20 protein-coding genes, 1 tRNA gene and 1 other RNA gene are annotated in these 21,215 nt (G+C 66.7%); 12 read left to right on the forward strand and 10 right to left on the reverse strand.

Annotated elements, in window-relative coordinates:
* Positions 1–26: 26 nt before the first annotated feature.
* On the reverse strand, positions 27–1,832 hold the full coding sequence (locus QFZ69_RS18700) for a M23 family metallopeptidase (protein ID WP_306913516.1): 1,806 nt from the start codon (positions 1,830–1,832) through the stop codon (positions 27–29).
* Between the two features lie 135 nt (positions 1,833–1,967).
* Between QFZ69_RS18700 and QFZ69_RS23410 the strand changes: the two genes are divergently transcribed.
* Positions 1,968–2,153: a hypothetical protein gene (locus QFZ69_RS23410; protein WP_373461731.1), complete on the forward strand. Its 186-nt coding sequence runs from the start codon at positions 1,968–1,970 to the stop codon at positions 2,151–2,153.
* Positions 2,154–2,258: 105 nt separating this feature from the next.
* Here QFZ69_RS23410 and QFZ69_RS18710 read toward each other — a convergent pair.
* Positions 2,259–2,343: transfer RNA gene (locus tag QFZ69_RS18710), tRNA-Ser, on the reverse strand.
* Positions 2,344–2,581: 238 nt separating this feature from the next.
* On the opposite strand from QFZ69_RS18710, the gene ffs reads away from it, so the two are divergent.
* From ffs to QFZ69_RS18730, 4 genes are all read left to right on the forward strand, one after another.
* Positions 2,582–2,678: signal recognition particle sRNA small type (gene ffs / locus QFZ69_RS18715), an RNA gene on the forward strand.
* A 27-nt stretch (positions 2,679–2,705) separates the two neighbouring features.
* Positions 2,706–5,798: a DNA polymerase III subunit gamma and tau gene (locus QFZ69_RS18720; RefSeq protein ID WP_306913517.1), complete on the forward strand. Its 3,093-nt coding sequence runs from the start codon at positions 2,706–2,708 to the stop codon at positions 5,796–5,798.
* Between the two features lie 54 nt (positions 5,799–5,852).
* On the forward strand, positions 5,853–6,452 hold the full coding sequence (gene recR, locus QFZ69_RS18725) for a recombination mediator RecR (RefSeq protein ID WP_306913518.1): 600 nt from the start codon (positions 5,853–5,855) through the stop codon (positions 6,450–6,452).
* A gap of 405 nt (positions 6,453–6,857) precedes the next feature.
* Positions 6,858–8,216, forward strand: a complete 1,359-nt coding sequence (locus QFZ69_RS18730) for an aspartate kinase (RefSeq protein ID WP_306913519.1) — start codon at positions 6,858–6,860, stop codon at positions 8,214–8,216.
* A 138-nt stretch (positions 8,217–8,354) separates the two neighbouring features.
* On the opposite strand, the gene QFZ69_RS18735 is transcribed toward QFZ69_RS18730, so the two are convergent.
* Together QFZ69_RS18735 and QFZ69_RS18740 are read right to left on the reverse strand one after the other, a co-directional pair.
* Entirely contained in the window at positions 8,355–8,561 is a 207-nt protein-coding gene (locus tag QFZ69_RS18735; protein ID WP_306919500.1) for a hypothetical protein, read from the reverse strand.
* A gap of 170 nt (positions 8,562–8,731) precedes the next feature.
* Positions 8,732–8,956, reverse strand: coding sequence for a hypothetical protein (locus tag QFZ69_RS18740; protein ID WP_306913520.1), 225 nt, complete (start codon positions 8,954–8,956; stop codon positions 8,732–8,734).
* 88 nt (positions 8,957–9,044) lie between these two features.
* On the opposite strand from QFZ69_RS18740, the gene QFZ69_RS18745 reads away from it, so the two are divergent.
* From QFZ69_RS18745 to QFZ69_RS18760, 4 genes are read left to right on the forward strand one after another with little or no spacing between them, the layout of a single operon-like run.
* Positions 9,045–9,539 (forward strand): MarR family winged helix-turn-helix transcriptional regulator, encoded by a 495-nt coding sequence (locus QFZ69_RS18745; protein ID WP_306919501.1) that lies wholly within the window; start codon positions 9,045–9,047, stop codon positions 9,537–9,539.
* 27 nt (positions 9,540–9,566) lie between these two features.
* A complete protein-coding gene (locus QFZ69_RS18750) occupies positions 9,567–10,118 on the forward strand; it encodes an SSI family serine proteinase inhibitor (protein ID WP_306913521.1) in 552 nt (183 codons plus the stop codon).
* Positions 10,075–11,070 (forward strand): 3-methyladenine DNA glycosylase, encoded by a 996-nt coding sequence (locus tag QFZ69_RS18755; protein WP_306913522.1) that lies wholly within the window; start codon positions 10,075–10,077, stop codon positions 11,068–11,070. Before QFZ69_RS18750 ends, QFZ69_RS18755 begins: the two co-directional genes overlap by 44 nt.
* On the forward strand, positions 11,067–11,447 hold the full coding sequence (locus tag QFZ69_RS18760; RefSeq protein WP_306913523.1) for a serine protease inhibitor: 381 nt from the start codon (positions 11,067–11,069) through the stop codon (positions 11,445–11,447). Before QFZ69_RS18755 ends, QFZ69_RS18760 begins: the two co-directional genes overlap by 4 nt.
* Before the next feature lie 131 nt (positions 11,448–11,578).
* Here the strand turns inward: QFZ69_RS18760 and QFZ69_RS18765 are convergent, their stop codons facing one another.
* A complete protein-coding gene (locus QFZ69_RS18765; protein WP_306913524.1) occupies positions 11,579–14,680 on the reverse strand; it encodes a S8 family serine peptidase in 3,102 nt (1,033 codons plus the stop codon).
* Positions 14,681–15,274: 594 nt separating this feature from the next.
* The gene (locus tag QFZ69_RS18770) at positions 15,275–15,460 is read right to left on the reverse strand and encodes a hypothetical protein (protein ID WP_306913526.1); all 186 of its coding nucleotides are present in this window, start codon (positions 15,458–15,460) and stop codon (positions 15,275–15,277) included.
* Between the two features lie 309 nt (positions 15,461–15,769).
* On the opposite strand from QFZ69_RS18770, the gene purS reads away from it, so the two are divergent.
* From purS to purL, 3 genes are read left to right on the forward strand one after another with little or no spacing between them, the layout of a single operon-like run.
* Complete coding sequence (gene purS, locus QFZ69_RS18775; RefSeq protein WP_056736153.1) at positions 15,770–16,021, forward strand: phosphoribosylformylglycinamidine synthase subunit PurS; 252 nt, start codon at positions 15,770–15,772, stop codon at positions 16,019–16,021.
* Between the two features lies 1 nt (position 16,022).
* Positions 16,023–16,796 carry a phosphoribosylformylglycinamidine synthase subunit PurQ gene (gene purQ, locus QFZ69_RS18780; RefSeq protein ID WP_306913530.1) on the forward strand — a complete coding sequence of 258 codons (774 nt, stop codon included), beginning with the start codon at positions 16,023–16,025 and terminating at the stop codon, positions 16,794–16,796.
* On the forward strand, positions 16,793–19,102 hold the full coding sequence (gene purL / locus QFZ69_RS18785; RefSeq protein ID WP_306913532.1) for a phosphoribosylformylglycinamidine synthase subunit PurL: 2,310 nt from the start codon (positions 16,793–16,795) through the stop codon (positions 19,100–19,102). The genes purQ and purL overlap by 4 nt, the downstream gene beginning before the upstream one ends.
* A 139-nt stretch (positions 19,103–19,241) precedes the next feature.
* On the opposite strand, the gene QFZ69_RS18790 is transcribed toward purL, so the two are convergent.
* The 4 genes from QFZ69_RS18790 to QFZ69_RS18805 all read right to left on the reverse strand — a co-directional run bounded on the left by QFZ69_RS18790 (position 19,242) and on the right by QFZ69_RS18805 (position 21,181).
* Complete coding sequence (locus QFZ69_RS18790) at positions 19,242–19,535, reverse strand: DUF503 domain-containing protein (RefSeq protein ID WP_306913534.1); 294 nt, start codon at positions 19,533–19,535, stop codon at positions 19,242–19,244.
* Positions 19,536–19,597: 62 nt separating this feature from the next.
* The gene (locus tag QFZ69_RS18795) at positions 19,598–20,200 is read right to left on the reverse strand and encodes a hypothetical protein (protein WP_306913536.1); all 603 of its coding nucleotides are present in this window, start codon (positions 20,198–20,200) and stop codon (positions 19,598–19,600) included.
* 13 nt (positions 20,201–20,213) lie between these two features.
* Positions 20,214–20,762 carry a DUF1990 family protein gene (locus QFZ69_RS18800; protein WP_306913537.1) on the reverse strand — a complete coding sequence of 183 codons (549 nt, stop codon included), beginning with the start codon at positions 20,760–20,762 and terminating at the stop codon, positions 20,214–20,216.
* Positions 20,759–21,181, reverse strand: a complete 423-nt coding sequence (locus QFZ69_RS18805; RefSeq protein WP_306913539.1) for an MmcQ/YjbR family DNA-binding protein — start codon at positions 21,179–21,181, stop codon at positions 20,759–20,761. Before QFZ69_RS18805 ends, QFZ69_RS18800 begins: the two co-directional genes overlap by 4 nt.
* Between the last annotated feature and the right edge of the window lie 34 nt (positions 21,182–21,215).

The raw sequence follows: 21,215 nt of genomic DNA on the forward strand, positions 1-21,215 counted from the left end.
GGTGCCGCAACACTGCCTTGCGGGACCTAGTGAACTGATTCCGGAGCCTCCTGCGGTCCGATCTTCTGCGGCTGTTCTGCCGGCGGGGGCGGCGGCAGAATCGGCACTTCCTGCACGGGCGGGAGCGGCGCAACCGGTTCTCCCTGCACCGGCGCGTCCACCGGCGGGTCCACTGGCTGCGGCGGCGGATCAACCGGGCACCCCTCCGGCGGCACAGCCGGCGGCACAACCACACACCTATCCACCGGAGGTTGCGGATCAACCGGGCACCCCTCCGGCGGCACAGCCGGCGGCACAACCACACACCTATCCACCGGAGGTTGCGGATCAACCGGGCACCCCTCCGGCGGCACAGCCGGCGGCACAACCACACACCTATCCACCGGAGGTTGCGGATCAACCGGGCACCCCTCCGGCGGCACAGCCGGCGGCACAACCACACACCTATCCACCGGAGGTTGCGGATCAACCGGGCACCCCTCCGGCGGCACAGCCGGCGGCACAACCACACACCTATCCACCGGAGGTTGCGGATCAACCGGGCACCCCTCCGGCGGCACAGCCGGCGGCACAACCACACACCTATCCACCGGAGGTTGCGGATCAACCGGGCACCCCTCCGGCGGCACAGCCGGCGGCACAACCACACACCTATCCACTGGAGGTTGCGGATCAACCGGGCACCCCTCCGGCGGTACAGCCGGCGGCACAACCACACACCTATCCACTGGAGGTTGCGGATCAACCGGCGGCACGACCGGCGGGGGCGGCACCACTTGCGGCGGGTCATAAACGCGTGGCTCGGCCGGAGGCTTAACCTCAGCCTCGGCGCTCCCCCCGGTGACGGAATGGGAGTTGTCTTGCCGCAGCGGGATGGCCCACGTGGGCGCACCCTTGGGGGCATTCGTGCCAGGAAGGTAGCTGGTCATCGCAATATTTCCGAGTTGATCGCGCTGCTTGATGGGCAGCAGCGTCCACTGGCTCGGATTGGTGTGGGCACCATTCCGGATGGTCTCGAAATGGAGGTGACAACCAGTGGATGAGCCGGTCGTGCCCACCCTCGCGATAACCTCGCCCACCTGGACGGACTCACCCTTATTCACGGCAGTCGCCTGCAGGTGGTTGTAGGTCGTGATGAGCCCGTTCTGATGGTCGACTTCCACCCGGTTCCCACCCCCCCAAGGGTGCCACCCAACGGCCCTGACCGCACCGCCGTCGGCCGCGTAAACCCTTGTGCCGCACGGTGATCCGTAGTCCTGGCCCCAGTGGAACTCGCCTGCGGAACCACTGAGTGGGTTTCTGCGGAGACCGAATTGCGACGTCGGGATCAGCGTCTCGAGCGGCGCCATGAGAGACCCCAACGGCGGACGCGCCATACCAAGCGACGCAACATTCATTTCGTGCGTGCCGTCCTTGGAGGTCGTCCTGACGCCAGCACGGCTGAAGGACACCAGCGCATGCACATCTGCAGTGAACATCCCGGGGGACGATCCTTGGCCTCCCGCCGTAGCCGCCGTGGCAGGATCGGCCGCCCCCTGTCCGGGCAACGCGCCATCGAGTGGTTTAAGTTGCGGGCCGTAAAACCAAAACGCCAAAAAGGTCAACGACGACACCACGCACACGGCGAGGGTCCACGCAAACTTTGACCACTGTCCGCCAGGCCGGTCTGCACGTCCGTTTCCCCATGGCATTCCCACGATGTGACTCCCGCGATATATGCCCGCCAGACCCCAATCTCGACGGCCTCCCGCTCCAATGCGAACACAGCCGGCAGGGTCTATGAATCCCCAGAATGCGATCATTCGGGCGCTGCCCGTGTGCTGTCGGGGCATCCATTGAGGCAATGCCGGTGTCTCATGGAAATCAGGAGTGGTCCAGGGCGGCGGGGCCCGGGTGGGGCAGCGGGTCGAAGGGGCATCCGGTCCTGCTGATGCAGGCACTCCATCCAGGTGCGCTCGCCGCGGTGCATGACCGCTCACGATTCCGCCGATGACCCCTTGGGCCGGCGGGCCGGGATGACCCGGTGGATCTCTACCGCCGGTGGCGCCGTCCAGCCGGTGACGCTCGCCGTCGTCCGGCTGGCGCTGGGCCGTGTGGGGCCCAGCGAACAGGCTGCCCGGGACCAGCTGCGGAGGCTGGGACATCAAGCCTGAGCCGGGATGTGTGACCGGGACTGCACGGGGCGCGGAACCCGCTGGCGGGGGCAGGCCGCGGATAGGGCGCAAAAAGGCCCCGGTCCAAGGGACCGGGGCCAACCGCGGAGAATGGGGGATTTGAACCCCCGAGGGCGTTAACCCAACACGCGTTCCAGGCGTGCGCCATAGGCCGCTAGGCGAATTCTCCAGTAGCTTCTGAATCAAAAGCAGATACTAGAATACCTGAACTTCCCCGCTTCGCCCAATTGGCCCTCCGGGCGGCCGGTCCGCAGGACACGCACCGGACATGCCCCACCCTGGCGACCGGGGATGGACATCATCCCAATATGCCCATCCCGGCCCGCAAAGAATGGGCATGTCCCACCGCGAATCGGGGCCTAATCCTGCCCGATTCGAGACAGGCTCAAACGTCGGGTAAACTTGCTGATGGCCCCTCATGTGGCGTCATCCTGTTGAACTCCCCCAGGACCGGAAGGTAGCAAGGGTAAATGGGCTCTGGCGGGTGCATGAGGGGTCTTTTATGTCTGTGCCGATTGGTAGGGTTTATCTGTGACTGTTACTACCGCGCTTTACCGTAGATACCGCCCCGATTCGTTCGCGGACGTTATCGGGCAGGAACACGTTACCGAGCCGCTGATGACGGCCCTGCGGAAGAACCGCGTCAACCACGCCTACCTCTTTTCCGGCCCGCGCGGCTGCGGAAAAACCACCTCCGCCCGGATCCTGGCCCGCTGCCTGAACTGCGCCGAGGGCCCCACGGACACCCCCTGCGGCAAGTGCGCCAGCTGCGTCGAGCTCGCCCGCGGAGGCTCCGGCTCCCTGGACGTCATCGAGATCGACGCCGCCAGCCACGGAGGCGTCGACGACGCCCGCGACCTGCGTGAGCGGGCCACCTACGCGCCCGTCCGCGACCGCTACAAGATCTTCATTATCGACGAAGCCCACATGGTCACCTCCGCCGGCTTCAACGCCCTGCTGAAGATCGTGGAAGAGCCGCCGGAACACATCAAATTCATCTTTGCCACGACGGAGCCGGACAAGGTCATTGGCACCATCCGTTCCCGCACCCACCACTACCCCTTCCGGCTAGTGCCGCCGGAGCCCCTCATGGCGTACCTCGAACTGCTCTGCAAGCAGGAGAACGTTCCGGTGGCTCCCGGCGTGCTGTCGCTCGTGATTCGCGCCGGTGCCGGCTCGGTCCGCGACTCGCTCTCGGTGCTGGACCAGCTCATGGCGGGTGCCGGTCCGGCCGGACTCGACTATGAACTGGCCGTTGCCCTCCTTGGCTACACGCACGCATCGCTGCTGGACGACGTGGTCGAGGCCGTGGCCGCATCCGACGCCGCCACCGTGTTCCGCGCGGTGGACCGGGTCATCCAGACCGGGCATGATCCCCGCCGCTTCGTGGAGGACCTGCTCGAGCGCTTCCGTGACCTCATCATCGTGCAGGCCATGCCCGAAAGCGCCCAGTCGATCCTGCGAGGCATGCCGGCGGACCAGATCGCGCGGATGCAGAACCAGGCGCACAACCTCGGGGCCGCAGAACTCTCCCGCGCTGCCGACGTCACCAACACCGCGCTGACTGACATGACCGGGGCCACGTCTCCGCGGCTGCACCTCGAACTGCTGTGTGCCCGGATCCTGCTGCCCTCCTCGGAGCAGAGCGAACGCGGCATCGCCGCCCGGATCGACCGGGTCGAGCGCCGGCTGAACTACGCCGGAAACGACGTCGGAGCTCCCGCCACTGCCCCTACGCCGGCCGCTGCCCCTGTCGCGGTCGCCGCAGCCCCTGCGGCCCCGGTCCTTGCTGTTGCTGCCGCCGCCCCTGCGCCTGTGGCCCCGGCTCCGGTTCCGGTTCAGGCCCCGGTGAACGCGGAAGCCGCAGCACCAACTTCTCCCGCGCCGACGCAGCGCGACGCCGGACCGGCCCGGGAACAGCTCACCGCACCCCGGGTCAGCACTAGCGACTGGCCGGTCGATGAAGCCGGGGCACCGACCCGGACGGCACCGAACCCTGCCGTGGCCTCCCCCGCGCCCGCGCAGCTTGCCCCATCCAGCCCAGCGCGGCCGGCCCCGCAGCAGCCGCAACAGCCGCAACAGCCGCAACAGGAAAACGACCGACAGATGGTCGCGATGGCCACCCCCGCAGCACCGCCCGCTGGCGGAACCGGTGCCGACGTCGAGGTCCTCCGCCGAGCCTGGCCTGAGATCCTGCAGACACTGACCAAGATTAAGCGCAGTACCTGGGCGCTGGTGGAACCCAACGCCCAGGTCGGCCAGTTCGAAGGCCAGGTCCTGACTCTTGCCTTCACCACTTCCGGGCTGGCGGGCGCCTTCGGCCGTGCCGACCACGCCGACAACCTGCGCCAGGCAATCCACAAGACCATCGGAATCGACTGCCAGATTCACGCCGTCGCGGCAGGCAGCAACAGCTCAGCGAGCTCTGAGCCAAACCCAAAAGCACCCGCTAGCCCGGACGTCCCGACGACGTCCGCTGATGCGGCCTGGGGGCTGGTTCCGGACTCCCGGCAGGCCGCATCGCAACCTGCCCCTTCGGCGGAGCCCAGCCCTGCCCCCTTAGCGGCGGAGCCGAGCATTGTCCCCGTGGAATCGCACACCCTGGCGCCCGCGGCATCACGCGCAGTGCACCCACCCTCTTCCCAACGACCGGATCCAATGGCCGACGCCGCCCCGCAGGTCCCGCGCGACGCCGTAGCCGCCGCTGGGCCCGAAGCCGAGCCCGAAACGCTCCGCACGGCTGATCCCTCTGGCTCCTACGCCTACCCCGACGATGACTGGGGCCCGCCCCGGGACGAAGACGCGCCGCCGATCGACGAGGAACCGCCCATGGATTGGGACCCCACAGTTTCCTCGACACCCGTAGCGGCACCGTCAGCAGTCGCATCGGCCCCGAGCGCAGTCCGCAGGAAGGCCGCTCCGGCAGTTGCCCCCGACGCCGCTCCCTCCGCGTCGGTGGATGTAACGCCCACACCGGGCAGCGGTGATGACCCATGGGCACGCGCCGTTGAGCAGTCCCCCGGCGTTTGGACCATAGGCGCGGAGTCCAATGTGGGCGGCAACGCCCGGTCGGCGGATGAACTGCCGCCCCAGCCCGCGCACCAGCCGGAACCGGAACCGGAACCGAAACCGAAACCGCCCCACTATGCACCTGCAGCAGCTCAGATTCCAGAATATGCTGCCGCTGCTTCCGCTGGATCTGACAGTGCCGCGGACAGTTGGGGGGTGCCGCAGCCGGTGCCAGTTGGTGCCGCCCTCGCCGACCGAGCCTCGATCGCCGCCGCAGATATTGCCCCGATGACCGCACCGTCGACGCCCGTAGCCGCGCCGCAGCCGGCACGCGTCGCCGGTCCCGATCCCGCAATGCCTGCAGCTCAAGACACCGCCGGCCGGCAGAGCCTCTACCAGCGGCTGTCCAACAGCCCGGAAGCGGAGGCTGGACGGGCCAAGGCACCAGCCCGTGCCGCGGCAGCCACCAGCTATGTGCAGGACGTCCCCAGCGCGGACGACGAGACCATCGAGGAATCGGGCGTCTTCGGCCGCGCCGCCGTCGAGCGTATTCTGGGCGGGAAGCTGGTGGAGGAGCGGTCTTTGGACGGCAGTCCACTCGCCGCGCGCCTCTAGCCGCCCCGCACTGCCCCGGGTCCGCTGCCCACTCCCCTAACGAACGAGGACATTGTGTACGAAGGTGCAGTTCAAGAGCTGATCGACGAGCTCGGACGCCTTCCGGGGGTCGGGCCCAAGTCCGCGCAACGGCTGGCTTTCCACATCCTGGAGGCCGACCCGCAGGACATGAAGCGGCTGGTTGACGCGATCACGATGGTCAAGGAACGGGTCAAGTTCTGTACCGTCTGCGGAAACGTCACCGAACAGGAACTCTGCAATATCTGCCGCGACCCGCGCCGCGACCCTTCGGTCATCTGCGTCGTCGAAGAATCCAAAGATGTGCTCGCGGTGGAGCGGACCCGTTCGTTTCGTGGCAGGTATCACGTGCTCGGCGGCGCGATCAATCCTATTGCAGGCGTCGGCCCCGAACAGCTCCGGATCCGTGAACTCCTTACCCGGCTCAACGACGGCGCCATCCAGGAAATCATCATCGCGACCGACCCCAACCTCGAAGGAGAGGCCACGGCAACGTATCTCGCCCGGATGCTCAAGTCGATCGGCATCGCGGTCACGCGGCTCGCCTCCGGGCTGCCGGTCGGCGGGGACCTCGAATATGCCGATGAAGTCACACTTGGCCGCGCTTTTGAAGGCCGCCGCAACGCGCTGAGCTGACCTCGGCGCCCTCGGCACCCATCCGCCCGTCGCCGTATCTTCCCCGGGACATGTCCAGCCCCTGCGCCGAGCGATGGACATGATGCCCATATGCCCATCCCTCGCGGCCAAGGAAGGGCATGTCCATTCGCGCCCAGCGGAGGGCATGTCCACTCCCCGCTACGAGCGGAGGGCATGTCCTGAGGGCCCGTGGACATGTCCAGCCCCCGCGCCCAGCAATGGACATGATGCCCATATGCCCATCCCTCGCGGCCAAGGGAGGGCATGTCCGGAGCAGGGACGTCTGGCATGCGGTCACAATTCAACGCTCGAGCGCTGCCAGCGATAAACTTGGCGTAGAAGTTACGCGGTCGCGCCATTTGGTTGCTTGGCCCAGAACCCCGATGATGCAGTGAGGGTGCGCGCATGAGTTTGCCCACTACCGAAGTCCAGCCCGGACCGCAGCCGCAGGAGCTGCCCGTCTCTGCCGCCGTCACCAAGCACCTTGTGGTGAAGAAGTTCGGCGGTTCCTCGGTGGCGGACGCGGAAGGCATCAAGCGCGTCGCCAGGCGCGTAGTGGACGCACAGAATGCCGGCGACGAAGTCGTTGTTGTGGTCTCGGCTATGGGCGACACCACCGACGAACTCCTCGACCTCGCCGCCCAGGTCACCGACTCCGCGCCCGCCCGCGAAATGGACATGCTCCTCTCCGCCGGCGAACGCATCTCGATGGCCCTGCTGGCGATGGCGATCAATAAGTTCGGTGCCTCCGCCCAGTCCTTCACCGGCTCGCAGGCTGGCATGATCACTGACGGCATCCACGGCAAGGCGCGGATCATCGACGTCGACCCGCACCGCATCCGCACGGCCCTCGACAAGGGCCACATCGCGATCGTGGCCGGATTCCAGGGCATGAGTCGAGCCACCAACGAAATCACCACGCTGGGCCGCGGCGGTTCGGACACGACGGCAGTGGCACTGGCAGCCGCACTCGAGGCCGACGTCTGTGAGATCTTCACAGACGTCGACGGCATCTACACCGCCGATCCGCGCGTGGTTCCGTCCGCTCGGAAGATCGACAGGATCTCCAGCGAGGAAATGCTGGAGCTGGCAGCCTCCGGAGCCAAGATTCTCCACCTGCGCTGCGTCGAATACGCCCGGCGCTTCGGCGTGCCACTGCACGTCCGTTCCTCATTCAGCCAGAACGAAGGCACCTGGGTCCTGCCCAGCGCCGACGACAAGATCACGACCCAAGAGGGAGTTGCCTTGGAGCAGCCAATCATTTCCGGCGTTGCCCACGACCGTTCCGAAGCCAAGGTCACGGTCGTCGGAGTTCCGGATATCCCTGGCAAGGCTGCGGCCATCTTCCAGGTCATCGCCGATGCGCACTCCAACATCGACATGATCGTCCAGAACGTCTCGACGCACGGCACCGGCCGGACTGACATCTCCTTCACGTTGCCGATCATCGAGGGCGCCGACGCCCTGGCCGCCCTGCGCGCCGCCGAAGCCGAAATCGGCTTCGAGAGCATCGAATACAACGAGAAGATCGGCAAGCTGTCCCTGATCGGCGCCGGCATGCGCTCCCACCCGGGCGTTTCGGCGCGCTTCTTCGCGGCGCTCTCGGCGGCCGGGATCAACATCAACATGATCTCCACCTCGGAGATCCGCATCTCGGTTGTCACCCACGCCGATCTGCTGGACGACGCCGTTCGCGCCATCCACAAAGCGTTCGACCTGGACAGTGAGGACGAGGCGACCGTCTATGGCGGCACCGGCCGCTGAGCTGAGGCCGCTGATCCGCGGCACCGGCCGTTGAGCCGCCGCGGCGACCGCGACGAAGCGACAAAAAGGGAGCGGCAGGTGCCGCTCCCTTTTGTTCGCCCCCGGCACGGGGCATTTCGCCCCCTTGCCCGGAGCACCTCAGACTTGCTCTTTCGGGAGGTCTTCCCGACGGACCGCATAGCGGTGTCCCTCGGCGTCGGTTTCAACTTCAAAACCGGCCAGGTCCACTTCAGAGGCCTGTTCGAAGTCGTCGTGCCTGTGAACGACCGGTGCGGTGTAGTCCCCACGTGAGGCCGGCCCAAAAAGGAAACGAGCCCACGATGACGGGTGCAGGTGCTGTCTCAGTACACCTAGCGCAATTGCCACAATTCCCACCCCCTTTCCACCGTTCAGGTCAGGCAGCTACGGCCCTGGCTGAAAGCTAGTGCCGCTGAGGTTATTTTACGCCCGACTCGCGGGGAAAGGCATGACAAGCAGACGGCCCAAACAAGGCGGAACCATGCCGCCGGAGCCACCTACCGCAGCGACTGATCGTTCGGGTTCCTGGGCACGACGTACGTGCTGCCATCGGGCCGGCGCAGTGTCTCCCACTGCTGGGTCTCGGCCTCGCGCTGGGCCAGCAGCTGCCGGTTCTGCTCCGTCATTTCGTGCCCGATGGAACTCCGGTTGGCCGGGCCAAAAATGGCCCGGAGTTTGCCGGCTCTACGCATGAACCTCTGGGCGGGGCTTTCTTTTTCCATTTATCCACTCCTCAGAACGAAAGACTCACTCCAGTGTACGCTAATGATTAGCACGCTAACTATCGACAGGAGGCTCCCCGTGACAAACATGACCGAGGTCTCGAAAATGAACCCGAGCGTTCAAGATGCAGCTGACGACGATCTCCTGCTGGAGCAGCAACTCTGCTTCGCTCTGACCGTAGCGTCGCGCAGTGTGGTGGGCGCCTATAAGCCCGTGCTCGACAAGCTTGGCCTGACGCACCCGCAATACCTCGTCATGCTGAGCCTGTGGGAGTCCAGCCCGCGTTCCGTCCGAAATATCAGCGAAGTCCTGGCCCAGGAGCCAGCCACCATTTCGCCGCTGCTGCGCCGCCTGGAAGCCGCGGGCTTCATCACGCGGGAGCGCATGGCAGGGAATGAACGCGCCCTGGCGGTCGGACTGACGCCCCGCGGAGCCGCCCTGCGGCAGCAGGCCACCGAGGTCCCGACCACGATGATGACCCGGCTGGGCCTCACCCGGGAGCAGGTCGGCCAACTCCACGCCTCCATGATGGACCTGATTGCCGCCACCCGCGCCGCTGCCGAAGATAGGCCGCGGCGGTAGAATGTGCGTAACAGAGGAGGACTGCTGATGTACAAGCAAGTGAGCCGCGCCGCGCTGGTCCTTATGGCGGTGGCAGGACTTGCCGCCTGCAATCCCGGGTCCACGCCTTCCCCTTCCCCCTCCCCCCCGACAAGCGCCAGCCCCTCCGCGCCCCCGGGCACCCCGTCCCCGGACACCGAGACGACGGAGCCGGCGCCTTCGCCGTCGGCGGCGCCGCTGACTGCCGGCCCGGGACAGGGCAACGCTGAACTCGCCATCATGGTCAAACCCTCCGAAACCGGCACGCCTGCCAACTTCACGCTCGTCTGCCAGAACGGGACCCCTGCCGCCGAAAGCCAGCACCCCAATGCCGGCGCGGCCTGCACTGCCCTCAAGGGCAACGTCGCGATCCTTAGCCCCGCCACCAGGGCTGCGGACCAGATCTGCACGCAACAGTATGGCGGTCCGCAGCAGGCAACCGTTTCCGGCGTCGTCGACGGCCAGCCCGTCGAAGCGAACTTCAGCCTGCGCGACGGCTGCGAGATTGCCGCCTGGAATGCCGCCAAGGACGTCCTGGGTTCGAGTGCAGGGGCTGTCTAAGCTGGTGCACCTCCCGCGGGAAGACTGGTTGCCGCGCCAGGCAGCCCACCAGCAGCGTGTCCGGCGCTACTCCGACCCCTACTTGTCCCGGCGGTCCGCCGGCCGGAAGCACCCGGTCGAGGACTTCCTCTTCACTTACTACACCCAAAAACCAGGGCAACTGCTGCGCTGGCATCCCGGCACCGGCGTCGTGCTCTCCGGCCCCGAGGCGGCAGAGCGCACCGGCTGGAAGTACTACCGCGCCGCCGACGACGGCGAACTCGCCGCCGCCGGCCTCCCGGCGGGCACCGCCGCCGTGACGGTCGACGTCGAATCCTTCCTCCGGGACCGCCGGGACGCGCTCGAGTTCGCGGCCATCATCTTGGCCGGCACGGTAGCGAGACCTGCACAGTTCGGTTGTTTCGGGCTGCACGAATGGGCCATGGTCTACCGTCAGGACAAGTTCGAGCTGCGGCACGAATATCTGCAGCTAAGGCTCGGCCCGGAGCACACCGACCAGGTCGTGGAGCAGAACCGGATCCGCTGCAGTCACTTCGACGCCTTCCGCTTCTACACTCCGGACGCCGTGCCGCTGAACAGCCTCGAGCCGAGCCGCGAGAACCAGCGGACCATGGAGCAACCCGGCTGTCTGCACGCGAACATGGATCTCTATAAATGGGCTTACAAGCTCGCCCCCCTGCTTCCCAGCGAACTGGTGATGGACTGCTTCGAGTTGTCCTGGCGGATCCGGGCGATGGACATGCAGGCGTCCCCCTACGATCTGGGCGAATGGGGCTATCCGGCCATTCGAATCGAAACACCCGAGGGCAAGGCCGAGTACGTGGAACAGCAGCGGTCCTTCGCCGCCGAATCGCAGGAGCTGCGGAAGCGGCTGCTGCAGGAGCTCGCCCCGACGCTCCGGACAGTGACCGCCATCAGTGCGCCCCAGACCAGTCCGGAAGGACCGCGTTGACCGAACCACATGAGGTACCCGGCCGGCTCGACGTCGACCTGACCATCCGGCTCACCGAGTCACCGGGCGCTCCGCAGTACACCTTCCGGCTGGAGGCCCGTGAAGGCACTCCAGGCCCCGGATCCACGCTACCGGATCCGGCCGCAGCCCTTGAGGCCGTGCAGCGCTTCGGCGAGGACATCTTCTTTCCCAAGCCCGGTCCGCCGAAGATGTGCACGCAGCAGTACGGCGGCCCCCAGGTGGCCGTGGTGACGGGTTGGTTCTTGGCGCGCAAGGTGCACAGCGAATTCAGCCGCACGGATGGTTGCGAGATCGCACGCTGGCGGGCCATGGCCCCGCTGCTCGGCGGTGTTGCCGGTTCCACCGGCGCTATTTAGTCCGCCGGTTCCAGCGCCGCGATCCAGGCCACCGGCAGGATCCACGCCGCCGGCCCTGCCGGAACGGCGAACGGCAATGGCCGGCGGTGGAGACCGCCGGCCATTGCCGTTGCTGACGTGCTGGATGCCGCTTAGATGGCGTTGTTGGGAGCGGGGTTAGGATCCTCGTTCTGGATCTTGCCCTTCTCCTTCTTCACCTTCTTGTCCTTGTCCTTGCCGTCGTTTTTACTGCCGTCGCCGCTGTCACCGGGACCGTCATTGCTGTCCTGGTCCTCGTAAGTCGGCGGGACCACCACGGTGCCCGCCGGCGTCACCAGCACGCTGACGAACGTCGGATCACTTGCTCCGGCGAAGGTAACGCGGCCGACGTAGGAACCGACCTCCAGGCCCTGCCAATTCAACGTAACCGAGCCCGACTTCCCGCTCGCCAGCCGCAGCGGGTTCGGGGTCAGCGTCGCGTTGCCCACATTCGGAACCATCACGGACGCATCGACGCTGCCCTTGGTGGCCTGCCCACCCGGGCTGGCGTACAGGTTCGCATAGATCGTGTAGGTGCCGGGTGCCGGGTTCGGGATGGAGACAGACTCGCTCGCGGACGGCGTCGCAGCCGCGATCGTACCGGTCGGAGTCACCAGATACATGTCGAAGTCGGCGTCCGGGTCCGAGGAAAAGACGGAGAACTTGGCCAGCGGGCTGCCGGCCGGGACCTCCACGTCCTTGACGACGTTCGAATCGTCCGGGCTCCCGGTGAAGGGTCCCGGTACCAGTTCCACCGGGGTGGAATCCGCCTTGGACAGCCCGTCGAGGGTCATGTTGATTGGGCCGTTGGTGCCGGAGACGACGTTGATGGCGCGGGAACCGGTACCGGGCCCGGACGTGAATGCGACATCCGTCGCGGCTACAGCGGACTGCGGGCGGACCGCGATCGGGGACGCCACGTTCTTGTTGGCCCCCTGCCAGGTCAGCGAGCCCATGGCGAACTTGCCGAGAGGCGCGCCCTGGTTCTCAAAGGAGACCTTGAAGTTCTTCTTCTCGCCGGCCGCGCTGAAGTTCAGCACAGCGGGGCTCACGCTGACCTTCACGCCGGGAACGTCAGCCTTGACCTGGTAAGTGCCCGGGGTCAGGGCGGTCAGCGTACGAGTGACCTCGATCTTGCCGGTCAGGTTGCCCAGCGAGAAGGACGGAACGTTCATGTCGCGCGGCTTGGTGGTACCCAGCCCCGGCATGCCCAGATCTATCCCGGTGCCCTGGACGAAGGCCAGGTAGTCATCCAGGTCGGCGTCGTACACCAGACCGGGATCCAGCACGCGGGCCGGGTCCACCTGACCGGCGCCGGTAGCGTGGAGGTCTGTATCCTTGGCGCCGTTGGCGAGTTTGATCTCGCCCGCGGTGGTCATCATCGCGGACTTCACGACGGCGGGCGACCACGCCGGGTTCTTGGCCAGAATCAGGGCGCCGAACCCTGCGACGTGCGGCGAGGCCATGGAGGTGCCGGACAGGAAGCCATAGTCACCGCCCGTGGCGATCGGCGAAACACCAGCCAGTACCGCGACGCCCGGGGCTGCGACGTCGGGCTTGAGCAGGTCGGAGCCGGTGGCGAGGAGCGGGCCGCGGGAGGAGAATCCGGCGATCTGCGGCTGCGCCTCAAGCGACAGGCCAGTGGTGTCCTTGTTGACGAGGGACACGGTGAGGGCCGGGTTGGCGGCAACCTTGGCCTTGATCGTCTCGGTGGCCGGCGGGTTCACGTGGACCGTCGGGACGGAGTGCTTGTCCGTGTCCAGTGAGGAGTTGCTGAGGTTCACCAGGATCATTCCGGCGCCGCCGCCGCGGGCGACCTCGGCGCTCTTGGCCACCCGGTCAAAGAGACCGCGGTCACAGACCACGACCTTGCCGGCCACTTTGGCCGGATCCAAGGTGCCCGGTCCACACAGGGCTGCGTGCGCGTCATCGGTTTCGGCGGCCGCCGCGGCAGACAGCACGACGCCGGCGTTCACGACCTGGCGGTTCATGATGCTGGCGCCGCGGAACTTGCTGCCGTCGGAGAATTCGACGGTGCCCTGCAGCTCCTGGGAGAAGCTGCTGGCGGCCACCGTGGTGACCCACGGGGCACCGTGGTTGACGGTGCTGGGCGGCGTGGGGCCGGAGTTGCCGGCCGAGACGGCTACGAAAATGCCGGCCGAGGTGGCTGACAGGAACGCCAGGGACACCGGATCGGTCGTGGTCGTCCTGGAGCCGGAGATCGAGTAGTTGAGCACGTCAACGCCGTCGTGGATGGCCTGGTCGACGGCGGCAACGGCGGCTGAGCTATAGCAGCCGCCGCTGTTGGGGTCGGTGTCCTCCCAGCAGACCTTGTAGATGGAGAGTTTGGCCGCCGGGGCTACACCGCTCGTCAGGCCGAAGCTGCGGCCGTCAACAAAGGCCTCGACGTTGGCGTTGCCGGCAGCGGTGCTCGCCGTGTGGGTGCCGTGGCTGTCCACATCGACCGGGGACAGCACTTCCTGCGGTGCATGGCCCTGCGCTGGGACGTGCTTCAGGAAGTCATCGGCGAAGTAGCGGGCGCTGAGGACCTTGGAGTTGCAGGCGGACCCGTCGAAGTCTGCACCCGATTCCATGCCCGTCTGGCATGCACCGACGAAAGTGTCGCCGTCGGACTTGAGCATGGCGATCTTGCCGTCGTCGGTGCGGTAGGGCACGCCCACCACCGGGTCGCCGACAAGCGGTTGGACCTGCTCGCCTGCGAAAAATGGGTTGGACGGGGTGTAGCCGGTGTCGATGACGCCGACGACGACACCCTTGCCGGCGGCATCCTGGCCGCCGAACTTGGTGTCCCAGGTGCCGCCGGAACCGCTGAGCTTCAGGAAGTCGGAGCTGGAATAATCGGGAGCGTTTTCCGTGTCGGGAGCAACCACCAGGACAGCGGGATCCTTGGCGAGCCTGATGGCCTGTCCAGCCGTCAGCGTCGCGCTGAAACCGTTGACCGCCGCGGTGAACTGACGCTGGATCTGGACGTTCTGTTGCCCGGCGACCTCGGTCTGCTTCTTTTCGAGGTGCTCCTCGTACCGTTTGACCTCAGCCTTGTCGGCGTCTAACTTCTTGCCTGGTTCCGGTTTGGTGGCCGGCAGGCCGGGCGTGCCGCCGTCGTACGTGGCGGCCGGCTTCTCAGCGAGGACGACGATGTAGCGGCCGTCCCGGTAGCTGTTCGGGTCCAGATTTTTCTGGACGACCCCGGCCATGGACGCCCCCTGGAGAGGTGCCGCGGTGGCGGGCGCAAAGGCGACCGTTGTCAGGAGAACCGGCAAACCCAGGGTCAAAGCCGCGGCCCTCCGGAGTCCCCCGCTTCGAAGGAAGCTCTTTCCTGGTGTTTTCACGAGCGATTGGAACCTTTCATAAGGAACGGTCCCGGCGTCCTTGCCGGGTGCTGCAGGCTGGCGGAACCGCGGGAGCAAGAGTCGCGCAGCCCTGGCGGATACCAGTCGAGTCATACAGTACAGAGTGAGAGCCAGTTACGACATAGTTAACAAACCACAAATCGAAATTTGTCACACCCCTCGACATCTTGCGCCGCTGCAGCCGGGGCGCGCCGTGTCAGCTCCGGCTGCACAGTGGACAGGCGAGGGCGCCGCGGGCAGCGGGCAGGCGCGGCTTCCAGCGGGCAGGCGGGGCGCCGAACAGCCGGCCGCGAAGACGTGCTGCGGAAAGCCGGGCCCGGGCCGGCAACGCCGCCCCGTGACAGGCGGTTTCATGCGGCCGGCCGCCGGGACCGGTGTCTGCCCGGGAGTTACTGTGAGGGAACTGCTGCTGATCGAGCGGCTGGCGGCGCCCGGAAGCTACTGCCGGGGCGTCCGGACGACTTCGCTGATCCAGGCGCGCGTCTTTTCGTCGACGGGTCCGGCGACGTTGCTTGCCTTGGCTGCCCGGTCCGCCTTGATCTTCTGCAGGACCATCCGGCCCAGGCCGGCGAAGACAGCGGCGGCAATGACGGGCAACAGGACCGATTTTGATTTCTCAGACATGCGCACATCCTACTGACGGGGTCCGACCGAGACCATAGCCGCGGCGCGCTGAGCAGGCCCGTTGCCCTCTTCCGCTCACAGTCGGGCCCTGAATGCGGCCGGAAGCACTCTGGCCGGTAGAATGGGCATGCAAGCTCGCGGAGCGCCCGATCCCGTCTGTTATTGACACCGTTTTTGACACCGTCGATTGACACAGTTTGATGGACCGTCCAAGGGGATGACCCCCGCTGACACCACCGACACCGACCGGCGTGAGACGGCATCACTCCGCTGCGCCCTTACCCAATGCTCACGCACAGGAGTTACCGGATGCCCCGGATCGTTGTCGACGTCATGCCCAAGCCCGAGATTCTGGACCCGCAGGGGAAAGCCATCGTGGGTGCACTGCCCCGGCTGGGTTTCACCGCCTTTAGCTCTGTCCGCCAGGGCAAGCGTTTTGAACTGACGGTCGACGGCGAGGTGACCGAGGAGATCCTGGCCCAGGCCCGCGACGCCGCGGCGACGCTGCTGTCCAACCCCGTCATCGAGGACGTCGTCAACGTCGAGGTCGTCGAGGCCTGAAATGACTGAACTCCCCCTGATCGGTGAATCCTTCGCCGACGCCCCAGCTGGCACCCTGGCGGGCGCCCGGATCGGCGTCGTCACCTTCCCCGGCACCCTCGATGACCGCGACGCCGCGCGCGCGGTCCGTCTCGCGGGCGCCACGCCGGTGGCCCTCTGGCATGCCGACACGGCGCTGGGCGACGTTGACGCCGTCGTCATTCCCGGTGGCTTCTCCTACGGCGACTATCTCCGCGCCGGCGCGATCGCACGGTTCGCGCCCCTGATGGCCAAGGTCATCGACGCCGCCAACTCGGAGGCGAAACTGCCGGTTCTCGGTATCTGCAACGGCTTCCAGATCCTCACCGAGTCGCACCTGTTGCCCGGCTCGATGATCAAGAACGATCACCTGAAGTTCATGTGCCGCGACCAGACCCTCCGGGTGGAGAACAACACGACGGACTGGACCGGCGATTACGCCGCCGGCCAGGAAATCGTGGTGCCGCTGAAAAACCAGGACGGTCAGTACATCGCGGACGAGAAAACCCTGGATGCCCTCGAGGCTGAAGGGCGCGTCGTGTTTCGCTACGTCGGCTTCAACCCGAACGGCTCCCGCCGGGATATCGCTGGCATCTCCAACGCCGCGGGCAACGTCGTGGGCCTTATGCCGCACCCGGAACACGCGGTCGAGGCGGGTTTCGGGCCGGAATCCCTCGATGGAATCGGCGGTTCCGACACGCAGGGCCTCGGTTTCTTCACCTCCGTACTGAACAAGATTGTGGGAGGCGCCAAATGAGCATCGACACCACCAAGAAATTCAACATCGACACCGTTGCAAATGCGGCCAAGACCCCGGACACCGAGCTTCCCTGGGCCGAACTGGGCCTGAAGCCGAATGAGTTCGAGGAGGTCGTGAAGGTCCTGGGTCGCCGCCCGACCGGCGCCGAGCTCGCCATGTACTCGGTCATGTGGAGCGAGCACTGCTCCTACAAGTCCTCCAAGAACCACCTGCGCCAGTTTGGCGAGAAGGTGACCGAGGAGATGAAAAAGGACATGCTGGTGGGGATCGGCGAAAATGCCGGTGTCACCAATCTGGGCGACGGCTGGGCCGTGACGTTCAAGATCGAGTCCCACAATTCGCCGTCGTTCGTGGAGCCCTACCAGGGCGCCGCAACCGGTATCGGCGGGATTGTCCGCGACATCATCTCCATGGGCGCCCGCCCGGTGGCTGTGATGGATCCGCTGCGGTTCGGCGCCATCGACCACCCGGACACGGCCCGCGTCATGCATGGCGCCGTGGCCGGCATCGGCGGCTACGGAAACTCCCTGGGCCTGCCGAACATCGGCGGCGAAATGGTTTTCGACTCCGTGTACCAGGGGAACCCGCTGGTCAATGCGCTGGCAGTCGGCGTGATGCGCCACGAGGACATCCGCCTCGCCAACGCCTCCGGCAAGGGCAACAAGGTGGTGCTGTTCGGTGCCCGCACCGGCGGCGACGGCATCGGCGGCGCCTCCGTGCTGGCCTCGGAGTCCTTCGACGACACCAAGCCGTCCAAGCGCCCCGCCGTGCAGGTGGGCGACCCCTTCGCCGAGAAGGTCCTGATCGAGTGCTGCCTCGAGTTGTTCAAGGGCTCGCTGGTTGAAGGCATCCAGGACCTGGGCGCCGCCGGCATCTCCTGCGCCACGTCCGAGCTCGCATCCAACGGCGACGGCGGCATGGAAGTTGAACTGACTTCCGTGCTGCTGCGCGACCCCTCTCTGACCCCGGGCGAAATCCTGATGTCCGAGTCGCAGGAACGCATGATGGCCGTGGTCACCCCCGAGAACGTCGCCGCCTTTGAGGCGGTCATGGACAAGTGGGCTGTGGAGTACTCCTGGCTGGGCGACGTGACTGACACGGGCCGCCTGATCATCACCTGGGACGGCGAGGTCATCGTGGACGTGGACCCGCGGACCGTGGCACACGACGGTCCTGTCTACGACCGCCCGTATGCCCGCCCGGAGTGGCAGGACGGCGTGCAGGCCGACGTCTTCACCGGTTCCGTGCAGGACGCCGGCCGGCCTTCCACCGCCGAGGAACTGGCCGCGGCAATCAGCGAGCTCATTGCCTCGCCCAACATGTGCGACAAGTCCTGGATCACCGACCAGTACGACCGCTACGTCGGCGGCAACACCGCACTGGCGATGCCCGATGACGCCGGCGTGGTCCGGGTGGACGAGGAAACCGGCCTGGGCGTGGCCCTGGCCACCGACGCCAACGGCCGCTACACCTTCCTCGACCCCTACCATGGCGCACAGTTGGCGCTGGCCGAGGCGTACCGCAACGTGGCCACCTCCGGCGCCGTGCCGATGGCCGTCAGCGACTGCCTGAACTTCGGCTCCCCCGAGGACCCCGATGTGATGTGGCAGCTGGCGGAAGCCATTCGTGGCCTCTCCGACGCCTGCATGGTGCTTGGCATCCCGGTCACCGGCGGCAACGTCTCGCTGTACAACCAGACCGGCACAACCCCGATCCATCCCTCTCCGGTGGTCGCTGTGCTGGGCAAGTTCGACGACGTCGCCCGCCGCACGCCGTCGGGCTGGCGCGAGGACGGCCAGGCCATCTACCTGCTGGGCACGACGGCTGCAGAACTGGACGGTTCGGAATGGTCCAACCTGCGCGGTCACCTCGGCGGGCTGCCGCCCGAGGTTGACCTCGCCGCCGAACGCGCCCTGGGCGAGATCCTGATCAACGCCTCCCGCGACGGCATGGTGGACTCCGCCCACGACCTCTCCGAAGGCGGTCTCGCAGCTGCCCTCGTGGAGTCATCGCTGCGCTACGGCGTGGGGGCCCGGATCGCGCTCCAGGATGTCCTGGACCGCGACGGCGTGGACCTGTTCACGGCGCTGTTCTCCGAGACCCAGGGCCGCGCGATCGTGGCGGTGCCCCGGTCCGAGGAAATCCGCTTCAAGGACATGTGCACCGCCCGCGGCTTCGCGCACATCCGGATCGGTGTGGTGGACGCCGAGAGCGGCAAGCTGGAAATCAACGGCGTCGAAACCTTGTCCCTCGAGTCGCTCCGCGAGGCCCACGAGGCGACGCTGCCGAAGTACTTCGGCTAGTCCCCACCGCCGCCCTAGCCTCGCAAGCTCAGCCAGGGAACCCGGGCGGCGTGGGCCAAACCGCCGCCCTACTCTCCACCGGTTGCTCCGTGACTGCCCTTTTGGAACCTCAATACGGCAGTTACGGAGCAATGGATGGTCAGTCGTCGCTGCGGATTTCGCGCTGGCGGGCGCTAAGCAGCTCGAGTTCCGGGCGCACCGCCATGAAACGTTCGACGGCGGCCAGCACGTCGATGAGGTGCGCCCGGTCCGCGGCGACCAACCCGACGCCGATGACCGTGCGCCGGTACTGGTCCTGCAGCCCGGCCTCGGTGACGGAAACATCGAAGCGTCGCCTGACCTCGGCGAGCACCGGCCGCACCACCGAGCGTTTCTCCTTCAGACTGTGGACGTCCCCCAGGAGAAAGTCGAATTCAATCCATCCGATCCACATGCCGCACCCTTTCCGCTGAGCCCTTTCATTGAGTTTTGCGAAGGTTCCATTCCGGCAGCAGCTCAGCAGGCGTTGATTGCCTCCCGGACCAGCTCCTGCTGCCGCGGGGTTCCCACCCTGCCGGCCCACTGCTCGGCGAGCTGGAACTCCACCATCGCCTCGGTGCAGCGGCCGGCGTCGTGCAAGGTCCAGCCCAGGTCGCTATGCAGCGCCACCAACCATCGCTTGGTCCGTTCATCGTGCACCGTCGACGCGTACTCCAAGGCGCTGCGGGTCCAGGTCTCGGCATGGGCGGTGTCCGCGACCGCCAGCATGTGAAGGGCGTCGACGGCCAGGAACTCCTCGCCCAGATGATCAGCGAGTTCGGCGGCCTGTTCGAGGAGCGGCACGGCCATCTCTGCGTGGCCGCTGGAGTTCAGCACCCGCCCTCGTTCCAGCAGCACGCGGACGGCCACGGTGGGCTCCTCGCCGTCGATGGCGTCCAGCACCGCGTCCGCTTCCTCGAAACGGCCCTGCAAGCCGATCGCCCGGCCCAGCTGTGTTTTCAACTCGGCCCGTTCGTCGGCGTCGTACCGGTCCTCGGACATCGCGGACCGGAAGCGTGTTTCCGAAATGTCCGGGTGCTCGAAGTCCCACAGGTGGTCAAGGGTCTGTTGGGTCAGCATTGCCTGCTCCTGATCAACTTTCACCGGCGGCCAGTTGGTGTGCACTTTCAATGTAGCGGGATGTGACGCGTCTCCGCGCCCAGTTCGTCAGGGCACCGCCTGCGGCGTAGTACCAGTTGGACGGTGCGCCAAAAGCGGTGATGGCGATGGTTACGCGCCCCTTCCCGTCGATCTCGACCTCGAAAGCTTCCTCGCCGCGGACGGGATGCCCCGGCAGGGTGCCGTATCCGAATCCCGCGGACTGTGGCCCGTCCCCGGGCAGCGGCCGGTGGACCCAGACAACCTCGCACGGGGCATTGATGCGGAACGGGCCGATACCGAATCCGCTGACCACCCGGGTGCCGGGGACAACGACTTCGGATTCCGCACGCACGCGGAGGCCCGCACCCTTCTGCAGGCGCCAGGTCAGAATCCCCTGAGCCACCCGCCGATACGTGGCAGGGCCCTCACCCAGATAGGCCCGGGTGATAACGAGCTCCAGATGCGGTGGAAGCGGCCCGTGCTCGGTGGAGCCGATTCCGTCGTAGTTCAGCTCACCGGCGGCAATCCGCGGGCCGGTCACGGCCGTCCCCGCTGGCCGGACCCCTGCGCCAGTCCGGACCAGCCCAGTTGCTCCTGCTGACGCCGGCTCAAGGTGGCAACGACCAGGTCGTAGGAGTCCTCGACCATGTCGCGGACCATCGAGTCGGGCAGCGACCCGTCCAGCCGGACGCCGTTCCAGTGGGTCTTGTTAAGGTGCCAGGCTCCGGCGATCTCCGGGTGGGCGGCGCGCAACTGTTCGGCGAGTGCCGGCTCGCACTTCAGGCTCACGGAGAAGTTCGCCTCGTCCATGGAGGATAAGGCGAACATCTTGGCTTCGTGGCGGGTGCCGTCCGAGACTGCGGCGCGTACCTTGAAGACGGACGTCTCAGGTCCGAAGGGAAAATCTTCGAAGGCGCCGGGAAAGCCCAGGCAGAATTTCCGGAGCCCTGCTGCATCCATGCTTCGAGCCTACTTCCCCCGACCGATTTTCTGC

It is taken from the genome of Arthrobacter sp. V1I7 (assembly GCF_030817015.1).
Classification (GTDB): domain Bacteria; phylum Actinomycetota; class Actinomycetes; order Actinomycetales; family Micrococcaceae; genus Arthrobacter.